This window comes from Paenibacillus terricola (assembly GCF_014779765.1).
GTDB lineage: Bacteria > Bacillota > Bacilli > Paenibacillales > Paenibacillaceae > Paenibacillus_T > Paenibacillus_T terricola.
On sequence record NZ_JACXZA010000001.1, the window covers coordinates 389,069 to 401,519 of the forward strand.

Sequence of the window (12,451 nt, forward strand, 5' to 3'; positions counted from 1 at the left end):
TTATGTTTTGTAGGAGGACAACGCCATGCACATGATTACAACCGATGAAGCATTCCGCGAAGCCGTTGCAGGCGAACTTACCGTAGCCGTGTTCAAGACGACATGGTGCGGGGACTGTCACTTCATCGATCCATTCATGCCTGATGTCGAGCAAGCCTATGCGGGCCGCATCAAGTTCGTACAGATCGATCGTGACGATCTTCCTGACCTGTGCAGCGAGCTTAACATCCTTGGCATACCAAGCTTTATTGCCTTCAAGAATGGCCAAGAGCTTGTCCGCTTCGTCAGCAAGCTGCGCAAGACGCGCGACGAGATCGAGCAATTCCTCGACCGCGCCGTATCCGTCGCATCAGCATTGCCACAAGCGTAACCTTATTATCTTTCTTCTCTCGAAAGTCCGTGCCGAACCAAGGCTCCATGCCTTGTCTCCGGCACGGACTTTTTATATTTTCAACAATTAACACGCACAATAAATAAGACACTCCAGAACAGCTCAGGGAAAGTAGTCCTTTGGCATCCCTCGTAGAGGGATGAATTTTTCAAGCTCGAACAAAAGCTGTGCCCCACAGGGGCATGCGACTCCTAGCACGCAGTATCTACCGCACGTCGCTGTCTCGCCACCGGAGTCCAGGCTCGAACGAAAGCTGTGTCCTACAGGGACACGCGACTCCTAGCACGCAGTATCTGCCGCACGCCTCTGTCTCGCCACCAGCCCCTTCCGGGGTCCAGGGGACGGGAGCCCCATGGGGCCCTCCCTTGCAGGGAGGGTTTGGGTGGTAGAGAAAAATGGTTTTCAAGGGGACGGAGTCGAGGGTTTGGATCGAACAGATTGAAAATTAAGGGGTTCAGGGACGAAGTCCCATAAAAGTTAGGTAGAAAAATGGGGTCCAAGGGGTCAGCCCCTTGCGTCCAAGCTCGAACGAAAGTTGTGCCCCGCAGGGGCACGCGACTCCCAGCACGCAGTATCTACAGCACGCCTCTGTCTCGCCACAAGCCCCTTCCGGGGTCCAGGGGACGGGAGTCCCATGGGGCCCTCCCTTGCAGGGAGGGTTTGGGTGGGTAGAGAAAAAACGTTATTCAAGGGGACGGAGTCGAAGTTAAGTATCAAATAACTAATTTAAGGGTTCAAGGGACGAAGTCCCTTAATAATGAATGTTCGGGGGTCCAAGGGGCCAGCCCCTTGAGTCCTCCTTAGGGGAGGATTTCGGAGGGTCCCCACGAAGTGTCCCATTTTCGACATAGCATTCAATAAATCATAAGGCTATAATGAACATATTGTTGACATGTCATAGGTTTCACAATTATTAGAAATTGGGTGATAGTAGTGATTACGGGACGTTATCGTGCGGTTGCTACCGCTTCCTGTATCGTTATGCTTCTTGTTCTGCTCGCGGGCGCGCTAGTCACGAATACCGATTCCGGCAGAGGCTGCGGAGACGACTGGCCGCTGTGTAACGGAAAATTCGTACCGGCTTATACGCTGGAGTCATTAATTGAATATTCTCATCGTGCCATTAGTGGACTTGCGGGCATACTTACTTTATTGACATTCCTAATGACGATGAAAAGCTACAGACAGTACGGAGAGGCTGTCTTGTACGCAAGCGGAGCGCTTGCGCTGACGATTGTTCAAGCCCTGATGGGTGCGGCAGCGGTTATGTGGCCGCAATCCGATCCGGTGCTGGCTATCCACTTCGGTATCTCGCTGCTCGCTTTCGCTTCAACGATGCTGCTCGTCATTTGGGCTGGGCGAATGAAACGTACGGGTAGAGCGAGCAGATGGGTAACGCCGCTGCCTCGCAAATTTTATGGCATTATGTTGTTTACCGTCATCTACAGTTATGGTGTCGTGTACTTAGGTGCTTTCATACGGCATACAGAGTCTTCGGGCGGTTGTGTCGGATGGCCGTTATGCAACGGAGAGATCGTTCCTACGCTTGAAGGGGCTACGCTGCCGGTGTTCTTGCATCGGATTGCAGCAGTTATTCTGTTCTTCATTCTGTTGTTCGTGTTTATTGCGGTACGCCGCAGTGGAGCAAAGGGAGAGGTGCTGCGTGCAACGAGCGCTTGGTCACTCGTACTCGTTATCGCACAGATCGGCAGCGGCGCATGGTTGACGCATGAACTGACGAATGAGAATATGTTTGTTTTCACAAGCTTGGTCCATAATTTAATTATTTCAGGGCTGTTCACGATCATGCTCGATATGCTCATTCGAAGCCGAATACATCGGGATATCCGATAATTTGCGCACGTATGAGCGAACAACGAACGCCGCCGGCACACCATGTGACGGCGGCGTTGTCGCAATCTGATCAGTAAAGGGGCTATGCCGATGCTGCGTGCGATGTTCGGAGAACCGCCGTTAGTGCCGACGGGGAGACTGGCGGATGCAATTAACGAGATGTGGAATTTCTCCCGATTGATGAATGAGCGGATTCAGACGGGTACTCCGTCCGAAGGGAAGCTGCGCAAATATCATATTGGGACGCGAGGATTGATCGGCTCGCTCGATGAATTGGAGCAGAGCTGCTATGCAGCTGCGCAATTCGCCTCCCGCATATCCAGCACTGCAGTGGGTCAGATGTCGGCTGAGGAGCAGCTTGATTATCATCGGTATGTGTATTTTGACAAAAACGGCTTTATCCGCATGTTCTCGCTGCTCGATAAACTTGGTACGCTGCTTAACGATGTGCTGGAGCTGGAGACGGAGCGGATGAAGCCGCATTTCTCATACTTTACAGTGCTCCGCAATATGCGGTTGAATCGGAAGCACCCCGCGCTTGGACAAGCGCTGGATGAACTTAAGGAACGGTATAAGAGCCCGATGAATCGGCTCCGGCGCAGACGCAATGTAGAGATACATCTGATGAACTCGGAGCTGCAGGATGATCTGCAGCAAAGCCTTCAGCGGCATGGGGAAGAGCCAGTGCTTGAGAATGTTGCGATGCAGGCGGATGATATGAGGCAGGGGCTGGAGCTTGTCATCGAATCGCTCGTGTTGTCTTACCAGTATTGCTATCGACACTGGAATGACCGTTAGTCGGCGGGAATCAGGTATAACTTGGTATACGACAAAAAGAGTCTTGCCGAAGCAGACGAGAAGTCTGCGGGCAAGACTCTTTGCATCGTATCAGGCTCGTTTAAAGGCTGATTAGAATACTTGTACAACCTCTTCGATACCTTCTACTTCTTCAAGCAGTGCGCGTTCGATACCGGCCTTCAGCGTGATGGTCGAGCTTGGGCAGCTGCCGCAAGCGCCTACCAGACGAAGCTTTACAATGCCGTCCTCAACGTCTACCAGCTCAACGTCACCGCCGTCGCGCTGCAAGAACGGGCGCAGTTTATCCAGTACGTCCAATACTTCGTCGTACGTCGTCGATTGGTTTGTTTCGCTCATTGCAATCAACTCCTTTCTCCCCTATTATAGTACAAAGCGCTTGAAATGAAAATGGATTCGAGGCTGAATGGAGTCAATTGATCGCGCGGATTTGTCCGCAACGATTGTTAGCATTCGAGAATTTATATCTTCTCATACATGTGCAGTACGGAGGTAAAACTATGCTGAAACCGATCGTTGAGTTTTGCGCCAGCAACATGCATCATGGCACTGACGCCATTATGCAGCGGCTGGAGCGGGATCCCGATTACGAAGTGATCGAATACGGCTGTCTGGGCAACTGCGGGGAATGCTACCTATTCCCATTCGCACTCGTGGACGGTGAGATTGTCGCGGCCGAGACGGCTGATAAGCTATACGATGAGATCGTAAAAAGCACAGAGGAACAGCGCGCCCACCAAGCAGCGCTGGATAAGCTGTTGGACGATATGTAGAACACAAAACGCCTGTGGCAAGCGAGCATCCATGCTCCTGCCACAGGCGTTTTGTTAATTCTCTTTTTTAGCGAGCTCTACCAAAAGTTGTGCCCCGCAGGGGCACACGACTCCATGCACAACGTATGCAAACTCGTCTCTGTCGATCCACCATCCCATTCCGGGGTCCAGGGGACGGGAGTCCCATGGGGCCCTCCCTTGCAGGGAGGGTTTGGGTGGGTAGAGCTCCTGAGGGTTTGGGTGGGTAGAGCGCCTAAGATTTAGGTCGGGTTGAATCACCCGATATGATGTTTCGATTTCCAGAGGACACCCGTTTTCAACAGACGCGGAACGCGCCCCATAAGTGCAGTTTTGCCCATCAAGCCGAAACCGGCTTTTTTGCCAAGGGAGCCGAGGGTCCCTTTCAGCTTGATTTTGCCAAGCTTAGGTGTTTGTCCGTTCCAGATAGCATGAATAACTTCAGCGACCTGCTTGCCTTGTGCGCCCGCCGCTTGACCGCTCGGTGCGAAAGGCATCGAAGCGCAGTCGCCGACGATGTACACATTTGTATAGGCTGGCAGCTGGTGAAGCTCGTTAATTACGAGACGGCCGGACGGATCCTTGGGCAGATCCATTCGCTGTACCAGTTCAACGGGCTGAATACCCGCCGTCCATACCGTAACATCGGTATAGATCGGCTTATCGGAGTGGCTATCATGCAGAATGCCAGGCTCGATCTGGCTAAGCGCAACGTGACCCATCATATCGACGCTATGTTCACGGAACCAGTCAGCGACGTAATTCTGCAATTTTTCCGGGAATGCTGACATTACGCTTGGTCCTCGGTCGATAATACGAATGTTCAAATCGGGCCGGCTCTCGCGCAGCTCTGCTGCAACCTCAACGCCGCTTAATCCACCGCCAACGATCGACACTTGTCCGTATGCCTTCAAATCATTCAACTGTTGGTACGTATTGCGAGCGGCGCTAAAGGTTTGAATCGTACATGCGTACTCTTCAGCGCCATTTATGCCGTGAAATTTATCGGTACAGCCGAGCGCAATAACAAGACTGTCATATTCCAGCTCGTTCTGGTCCTCCATTACAACAACTTGCCGTTCCATATCGACATCCAGCACTTCGCCGTACATCAGCAGTAATTTCGGATCGCTTGGGAAAGCAACCCGCAGCTGGTGATCGCTGACCGTACCTGCCGCTAACGCGTAGTATTCCGTCTTAAGGCCTTGAAACGGCATGCGATCGATAAGGGTAACGATCGTGTCGCTTGGAATGCCTCGTTCGATTAATTCATTGGCTACGGATTGCCCGCCGTAGCCGCCGCCCAAAATAATGACTCGTTTCATTGTTTAGCACCCATTCCATGTTCCGATTTATAGCTTTAGTGTGTCCTTGCGTTCAGGACAGCATGAATTCAGCTTACTATTCGTATACTTTAATTTCGTTGTACAACGTGTCGCGTTCAACCGCAACGCGGCCTGCGCCTTTGACCAGCCAGATGAGCTCGTCGCGCGTAATGCCTTCTGGCGTCAATGCGCCGGCCGAGTGACTGATTCGTTCTTTAACCATCGTACCGTGCACGTCGTTCGCGCCCATCGTAAGCGAAACCTGCGTCAACTGCAGACCGATGTTAATGAAGTAAGCCTTAATATGCTGGAAGTTATCCAACATCAGACGGCTGATCGCGATCGTCTTCAAATCCTCGAACGCGGAGTTACGGCGCTTGATGCTTGCCTTAGGACTAATCGGCTGCATCGACAGCGGAATAAAGACGAGGAAGCCGTTCGTCTCGTCTTGCAGCTCACGGATTTGCATCATGTGGCGGATGCGGTCTTCCTTGCTTTCAACCGAACCGTACAGCATCGTCGTATGTGTCTTGAGGCCGAGGTTATGCGCAGCGCGGTGCACTTGAAGGTACTGGCTTACATCGGCTTTCGTTACTTTCATTTTCTTCCGGTATTGATCGGACAGAATTTCAGCGCCGCCGCCAGTTAGCGATGCGAGGCCAACCTTCATGAGCTCCTGCAATACTTCGGTATACGTCAGACCGCTGATGCGGGAGAAGAAATCGATCTCCGCTGCCGTGTAGGCTTTCAGCGTAACGTCCGGATAACGATCCTTCAGCGCTTTGAGCGAGTCGACATAATATTGGAACGGTACATTAGGATTATGTCCGCCTACAATGTGGAATTCGCGTACGCCTGGATGATAGTGCTGGTCGACGTATTCGATCATTTGCTCGCCAGACAGCGTATATGCGCCTTCTTGACCTTCATCTTTGCGGAAGTTGCAGAACGCGCAATGCGCTTCGCAGACGTTCGTGAAGTAGAGGCTCATGTTCTCGATAAAATAGACCTTGCGGCCGTTCTTGCGCAGATTGACTTCATTCGCGAGCTGGCCAATGGTCAGCAAGTCATCCGATTGGTACAGAAAAACGCCGTCTTCGAGCGACAGACGTTCGCCATTGCGTACTTTGTCTGCAATCTCTTGCATGCGTGATTGATCAGTCGGTAAAATGACGTTCATACGGTTTCCCTCGCTTTCATTGCTGTGTTCTCGCAGTCCCTGTCATCGACAGAGGCTGCTAAGTTGATAAGTTTGTGAAAAAAGGAACTTGCTATTCCCTTGAAAAATAACTGTACTCATTATAAACCTCACGATGAAGGGCGGCAACAAGAAAAGTCAGCAAGGTGACATGAATGTGCCATGGGTAAATAATAGGTTGGATGACTGAAGCAAAGTGACAAGCTTCACAAACGCCTGTCCGAAGCGGGATAATCGTACCCTTGAGCACACGGTGCAAACGGAGTATACTAAAGGCAAATCCATAATAATGATTCTAATCTTGAGGAGGGATTGCCGTGATTAATGTATCCGATGCGGCTATCGATAAAATAAAAGAAATGCTCGAAGCGGAGGAAACGCCGAATCTCTTCCTGCGCGTCGGCGTGAAGGAAGGCGGCTGCAGCGGCTTCTCCTATGGTATGGGCTTCGACGATGAGCGTCATGAGGACGATCAGGAGTTGGACGCGAATGGTCTGAAGGTTGTCGTGGATAACAACAGCATCAAATATCTGAATGGTCTCGAGATCGACTGGAAAGAAGAAGGCATGAGCGGCGGCTTCACCATCTTCAATCCGAACGCATCCGCAACATGCGGTTGTGGTTCAAGCTTCCGTACAGCGAAGGAAGCGGGCAACCCTGCGGCAGATCCTTGCTAATGATTAAATAAACAATGTCAGCAATAAAGCTCCTGCGTTTCTTGTACGGGTCCGTACATGAGGCGCAGGAGCTTTTGTTTGTTCTGAGTCTATCATTTTATACGTTGGCCTGGTTCAACTCTATTAGCTGCTACATATAATAGAATAGTTTAGCAGCAAGGAGGGGTTAGCTTGGCTATACAGTTTCTGGACGAGCGTCTGTCTGTGCATCGAAATAACAGCGCTGGGGCAGAGCCAATTACGACGACGCCGTTATTGATTGGCGACATCGGACTTCAGACGGTTGCAGCGGCTCCAGCGGGTAATAGCGGTCTTGTTCGTATTGCGTTAACAGGAGTAGCTGGGGTCGACATAGGGGCTGAAAACACCGCCAATGTCACATTGACTATTGAACGTAACGGAACGGGCACGGCAGGTACAGGGATCGTCATTTATACGGATACGCTCTTTCTCGGGGGCGGTTCGTTTGACAATCCCCCAATTAGCGTTGTTGCAGGAGATTTTCCGCCAGCAAGCGTGGTTGAAGTCGGACAAATCCGCTACAGCTTATTTATCAGTTCAGATTCAGATATTTTGTTGATGGGACCTGCAGTGTTCAACGGCTCAGCATCGGCTGGCACGACCTAAATTCATACGTATACAAAAGTCGCTTTAATGCGGCTTTTTGTTTGTTATACAACGTTAAAAGGAAGCCCTTTTTACAGGCTTCCTTCCGACGGTGGTTAGAAATTGAGTTCATTCTCATCAACACTTTGCGTTGTTACTCGGGTAACGCTTGTTAAAGCGTGTGTGAAATCAGAGAAACTCTGCGACACAACCCCTCGCTTCCTAGGCTTCGTGATCAACTAAATGTCTCCTGCAGTCCTTGTACCATTAATGGGTCCAATGGAGCCACACCTCTCATTCGCACCGTCGTTTAGTATTATGGACTGAAGGCGATTGATCTATTCATCATTTCTTAACATCGTTGCGAGAAATTCGCGGTGATCGCTTATATATTGTTGCGAGTTCGTAAATTGGCAAGTTATATCGAATAGAAAAGAGGCCCTCTCGGGCCTCTCTGACGGTGGTTAGAAATTGAGTTCATTCTCATCAACACTTTGCGTTGTTACTCGGGTAACGCTTGTTAAAGCGTGTGTGAATCAGAGATACTCTGCGACACAACCCCTCGCTTCCTAGGCTTCGTGATCAACTAAATGTCTCCTGCAGTCCTTGTACCATTAATGGGTCCAATGGAGCCACACCTCTCATTCGCACCGTCGTTTAGTATTATGGTTCGCAGGGACGTCAATTATTCATGGTCAATCCATAAAAATATTGAAGTGCTATTACCCAATCAGCATCCATCAGATGATCCGATTATTCCCGCTAAATAGCAATCCGAGGGGGATTGGCGAATTGAAGGAAGCATCCAGGCTTATTTTACGTTATAATAGACGTTTGTAAGGAAAGAAGTTAGGAGTGAATTGGAATTGATTCAAGTATCGAACAAGATTGGACGCAATGAAAGCTGTCCATGCGGCAGCGGTCTTAAGTATAAGCGCTGTTGTCTGGATAAGGATCAGCAACAAGGACGGCAGACGGTAGAAGGGAATAAGAAGGCTGCTTCTTCGGCAGGTCAGAATGCAGTACCTGTTACGGCAGAAAGCATGATCAAATGGATTCGTGAGCTTCCATGGAAGCGTACGGAAGACCAGCAACTTGCGGAACTGCTCGTTGAGCATATGCACGGAACGGAACCATCGATTATCGTTCGAGCAGTATGGGTATGGCACTGTTACGCAGATGAGACGGCGCCAGCGTATACGAAGCCGGAAGTTTATTGCGCGGCCATCGAGTATTTGATGAGCGAAGCACACGGTCTGTCTGCTACCCAGAAGGGGCTTGCAGCCAAATACGGTGTCTCCCCCACGACGTTGTCCAAGCGCTACCGTGAACTTGCGGCATTCTTCGAAGATCGTGCTGCAGACGCTGCCACACCGAAGATCCCGGAAGTCGCATTGGCATAGAATAGCAATAGGCAAAGTGGCGCATCAACCTGCCGTATGGTAGTGACGGACGATGGACATGATGAGAAACGGGTGGCGATGAATCATGGATCTACAGTCAGATGTATGTATCGTAGGCGCAGGACCTGGCGGCGCCCTGCTTGCCGTACTGTTAGCGGAAGCGGGCTTATCAGTCGTTGTGCTTGAGCGGCACGCCAGTGTGTTCAAGGAGTTTCGGGGCGAGCTGGTCAATGAAGATGGAGAGCGCATATTGAACAAACATCATGTGCTGGAGGAAGTAGCGCGGCTCGGCATGCTGCTTCTGGAGCGCATTGAGTATATGGAGAACGGAGAGTTGATTCGAACCGTCATCCCTGATGAAGGCCATGTGCATGTTGGCATTCATATGCCGCAGAAACATTTGCTGCAGGTGCTGTTCGATCGGCTGGAGGCTAACCCTAATGCCAAGCTGCTTACGGGCGTGACTGTTACTCAACTGCTGAAGGATGATCACGGCACTGTCCAAGGTGTCAGCGGACGCCATGGCAGTGAGACCATTACGGTCCGCAGCCGCATCACGGTAGGCGCAGATGGACGTTATTCCACCGTACGCAAGCTCGCGGGTATTCCGACAGATGTGCTAAGTCACGGTTATGATCTGCTCTGGGCACGCATTCCATCACCTGAGGGCTGGGAGCCGATCATTCGAATGACGCTGGCGCAGGATGCTCAGCTCGCTTTATTCACTCAGCAGGGCGGCTATATTCAGATCGGTTGGAGCATTCCTGAAGGGATGTACGCAGAGATGAAGAAGAAGCCGATCGATGATCTGATCGATGCGCTAGTTGAGGCTTATCCTGACTTGGAAACGACGGCACGAGCGAATCTTCAATCATGGAGCGATTTTGTCCTGCTCAAGGTACACAGCAGCAGAGCGGACAGCTGGGTGCGGGATGGCTTCGTCATTATGGGAGATGCGGCGCATACGATGAGCCCGACAGGCGCTTTCGGACTGAACTGCGCGCTCAATGATGCGGATACACTAGCGAATGTATTGGGTGAAGCGCTGGCTGAAGGAAATACGAGCGCGGCTCGGCTTGCGGAATTCGAGCGTACGAATCGGCAGCCAACCGAAGCGCTGCAGGATAAGCAGCTCGAGATGGAGCGAACGTTCTCTGGGCAGTTCGGCCTATAATGGAATGAAATAAGCGTAACCGGCAGCCTAGTGCTTGCCGGTTTTATTATGTCCAGCGTATGTCATTATCCTTCTATTGTCCCGTTCTATCAACTAGTAAAACAGGCTCTTCTCGAGCGTCATTCATCCAAGAGACTCCTATCTATCCGACATATGATAGTGTATAACGTTTGGAAGAGGGAGAAGAGTGCCATGGTAGAGTCGCATAGCAGACAGCTGGCTAGCAAATGGGTCAAAACAGCTGCACTTCTCAGCAACACCCTTCTGGCAGCACATGTTCCGCCAACACGGATTTACTCGGCTGAAAATTTGAAGTCGATGCTTAATGAGCATGAGATGGTCGTTATTAAGCCGGTTTGCGGAGCGGGCGGTCATGGTGTGATTAAGGTACAGAAGGAAGGAAGCGGTTATACCTATACGTATTACTCCAAAAGAAGCTACGCTTCTTCGTTCGATAGACTGTACTCGGCTCTGAGCCGAGCGAAGAAGAAACGCTCGTATTTGATCCAGAAAGGGATTCGGCTTGCAACGATCGGCGGGCGTCCTATCGACTATCGGGTGAAATATGTGAAGACAGATACAGGATGGGTGTATCGTTCGATGGTTGGACGACTTGCAAAACCGGGGTTGTTCGTCACGAATCTGTGTAGAGGCGGTACGATGATGACGGCAGCGCAAGGGATTAGCCGCTCGTTGTCGTCTAGTGCGGTAGCAAGCAAGAAACAAGAAATGCGTACGCTGACGGTGACGGCAACGCGGGTGCTTGAGACGAAATTCCCGGGCATCGGACACCTTGGCTTCGATTATGGCATTGATAAGAACGGCAAAATCTGGATCTTCGAGGTGAATACGCGCCCGCAATAAGCGGGTGCGCGTTTCCTGCTTCATTTTGGAGCACAAACCATTATTCTATGATACAAAACGTTAATTATACCAATTGGCGATGATTAAAGTTTTTTATCTAAAATGGCTGTCCCAAGGCTGTGAATAATAGTATCCACATATTAGCCTTGGCTACTGCTTGTAATTTGCTGTTTTCCCACATCTTGTACACACGCTGTCCACACGATATTGTGGATATTCGGAACGCTTGTTCCGTTAATAGGCCCATGCTAAGATGGGTTAGGAAAAACGGAAACAAGTGGAAAGGAGTGTGGGACATGGAGCTGCTGTCTGATGACCTGTTGGTTGATTCATATTATATGGCGGTACAATTACATCTCGAATCCGAGTTTATACGATTGCTCCTCAATGAGATGGAACGCAGAGGGATCAACCCAGACAGCTACCGCATAGGAGCGTAGAGCGGCCAGAAGGAAAGCTTCGCTTGAAGAATCACTCCATCACGACATCAACGACGAACGAATAGGAGCAATGCGAGCAATAAGCTGAATGACGGCATACAAGTACGTCCTCTGTTTGAGTAGCTGCTGCATATTCTTCTTCGATTTGAATCGGTTCATAGGGCGCGTAAGGTCCGTTCCAATCACTAACTCTGCCGTAGTCTTCAGCAGCGTCGGAACAAGCAGGGCAGACGAGATCAAGCACTCGGATGCCATTGCATACTGCGCACAATAACATAAGGGTACCCTCCTTGAGTACTTACACCCGTCTGGCGTGCAAGGTTCATTTTCAAGGTAGGATACCCTATTTTCTTACATACGATTAGAATAACGTTCCCGCAGGGAACCATCGTCTCTTCGCCAGTCATCGCTCTCACGCTTTTCGACGATGGCCGTTCCCACAGGGAACCATCGTCCACTTCGTCAGCGCTACTCTCACGCTCTTCGACGATGGCTGTTCCAGCAGGGAACCATCGTCGACTTCGTCAGCGCTACTCTCACGCTCTTCGACGATGGCCGTTCCCGTAGGGAACCATCGTCGACTTCGTCAGCGCTACTCTCACGCTCTTCGACGATGGCTGTTCCCGCAGGGAACCATCGTCCACTTCGTCAGCGCTACTCTCACGCTCTTCGACGATGGCCGTTCCCGCAGGGAACCATCGTCCACTTCGTCAGCGCTACTCTCACGCTCTTCGACGATGGCCGTTCCCGCAGGGAACCATCGTCGACTACGGAGCATACACTCCAAATCCTAAATTGCACGTGCCTTGCGAGTGCCCAATCCCAATCTTGCGCAAACACGTCAGCACGCACCGACGCCATACGTTCGAACTCGCCCAATATTAACGGCACTCACATCCGCCAACGTAGAGC

The 12,451-nt window shown here is 50.9% G+C and carries 15 protein-coding genes; 10 read left to right on the plus strand and 5 right to left on the minus strand.

Features of this window, described 5'->3' with window-relative positions; genetic code table 11:
• Window positions 1-25: 25 nt before the first annotated feature.
• The 3 genes from H8B09_RS01735 to H8B09_RS01745 all read left to right on the plus strand — a co-directional run bounded on the left by H8B09_RS01735 (window position 26) and on the right by H8B09_RS01745 (window position 3,043).
• Window positions 26-370 carry a thioredoxin family protein gene (locus H8B09_RS01735; RefSeq protein ID WP_191201752.1) on the plus strand — a complete coding sequence of 115 codons (345 nt, stop codon included), beginning with the start codon at window positions 26-28 and terminating at the stop codon, window positions 368-370.
• Window positions 371-1,324: 954 nt separating this feature from the next.
• Complete coding sequence (locus tag H8B09_RS01740; RefSeq protein ID WP_191202758.1) at window positions 1,325-2,245, plus strand: COX15/CtaA family protein; 921 nt, start codon at window positions 1,325-1,327, stop codon at window positions 2,243-2,245.
• Window positions 2,246-2,335: 90 nt separating this feature from the next.
• Window positions 2,336-3,043: a Cthe_2314 family HEPN domain-containing protein gene (locus tag H8B09_RS01745; protein ID WP_191201753.1), complete on the plus strand. Its 708-nt coding sequence runs from the start codon at window positions 2,336-2,338 to the stop codon at window positions 3,041-3,043.
• A gap of 111 nt (window positions 3,044-3,154) precedes the next feature.
• Here H8B09_RS01745 and H8B09_RS01750 read toward each other — a convergent pair whose 3' ends face one another.
• A complete protein-coding gene (locus tag H8B09_RS01750; RefSeq protein WP_191201754.1) occupies window positions 3,155-3,400 on the minus strand; it encodes a NifU family protein in 246 nt (81 codons plus the stop codon).
• Window positions 3,401-3,564: 164 nt separating this feature from the next.
• Here H8B09_RS01750 and H8B09_RS01755 point away from each other — a divergent pair, with 164 nt between their 5' ends.
• On the plus strand, window positions 3,565-3,834 hold the full coding sequence (locus tag H8B09_RS01755) for a YuzB family protein (protein ID WP_191202759.1): 270 nt from the start codon (window positions 3,565-3,567) through the stop codon (window positions 3,832-3,834).
• A gap of 275 nt (window positions 3,835-4,109) precedes the next feature.
• Here the strand turns inward: H8B09_RS01755 and H8B09_RS01760 are convergent, their stop codons facing one another.
• Window positions 4,110-5,177 (minus strand): NAD(P)/FAD-dependent oxidoreductase, encoded by a 1,068-nt coding sequence (locus H8B09_RS01760; protein ID WP_191201755.1) that lies wholly within the window; start codon window positions 5,175-5,177, stop codon window positions 4,110-4,112.
• 76 nt (window positions 5,178-5,253) lie between these two features.
• On the minus strand, window positions 5,254-6,357 hold the full coding sequence (mqnE, locus tag H8B09_RS01765) for an aminofutalosine synthase MqnE (protein WP_191201756.1): 1,104 nt from the start codon (window positions 6,355-6,357) through the stop codon (window positions 5,254-5,256).
• Window positions 6,358-6,692: 335 nt separating this feature from the next.
• On the opposite strand from mqnE, the gene erpA reads away from it, so the two are divergent.
• The 6 genes from erpA to H8B09_RS01795 all read left to right on the plus strand — a co-directional run bounded on the left by erpA (window position 6,693) and on the right by H8B09_RS01795 (window position 11,539).
• Window positions 6,693-7,052: an iron-sulfur cluster insertion protein ErpA gene (erpA, locus tag H8B09_RS01770; RefSeq protein ID WP_191201757.1), complete on the plus strand. Its 360-nt coding sequence runs from the start codon at window positions 6,693-6,695 to the stop codon at window positions 7,050-7,052.
• A 171-nt stretch (window positions 7,053-7,223) separates the two neighbouring features.
• Complete coding sequence (locus H8B09_RS01775; RefSeq protein ID WP_191201758.1) at window positions 7,224-7,679, plus strand: hypothetical protein; 456 nt, start codon at window positions 7,224-7,226, stop codon at window positions 7,677-7,679.
• A gap of 845 nt (window positions 7,680-8,524) precedes the next feature.
• Window positions 8,525-9,061 (plus strand): SEC-C metal-binding domain-containing protein, encoded by a 537-nt coding sequence (locus H8B09_RS01780; RefSeq protein WP_191201759.1) that lies wholly within the window; start codon window positions 8,525-8,527, stop codon window positions 9,059-9,061.
• An 85-nt stretch (window positions 9,062-9,146) separates the two neighbouring features.
• Window positions 9,147-10,235 carry an FAD-dependent monooxygenase gene (locus tag H8B09_RS01785; protein WP_191201760.1) on the plus strand — a complete coding sequence of 363 codons (1,089 nt, stop codon included), beginning with the start codon at window positions 9,147-9,149 and terminating at the stop codon, window positions 10,233-10,235.
• Between the two features lie 192 nt (window positions 10,236-10,427).
• On the plus strand, window positions 10,428-11,099 hold the full coding sequence (locus H8B09_RS01790; protein ID WP_191201761.1) for a YheC/YheD family protein: 672 nt from the start codon (window positions 10,428-10,430) through the stop codon (window positions 11,097-11,099).
• A 296-nt stretch (window positions 11,100-11,395) separates the two neighbouring features.
• Window positions 11,396-11,539, plus strand: coding sequence for a sporulation histidine kinase inhibitor Sda (locus H8B09_RS01795; RefSeq protein ID WP_191201762.1), 144 nt, complete (start codon window positions 11,396-11,398; stop codon window positions 11,537-11,539).
• Window positions 11,540-11,570: 31 nt separating this feature from the next.
• Here the strand turns inward: H8B09_RS01795 and H8B09_RS01800 are convergent, their stop codons facing one another.
• Together H8B09_RS01800 and H8B09_RS01805 are read right to left on the minus strand one after the other, a co-directional pair.
• Window positions 11,571-11,816, minus strand: a complete 246-nt coding sequence (locus tag H8B09_RS01800) for a hypothetical protein (protein ID WP_191201763.1) — start codon at window positions 11,814-11,816, stop codon at window positions 11,571-11,573.
• A gap of 321 nt (window positions 11,817-12,137) precedes the next feature.
• Window positions 12,138-12,317 (minus strand): hypothetical protein, encoded by a 180-nt coding sequence (locus H8B09_RS01805; protein WP_191201764.1) that lies wholly within the window; start codon window positions 12,315-12,317, stop codon window positions 12,138-12,140.
• Between the last annotated feature and the right edge of the window lie 134 nt (window positions 12,318-12,451).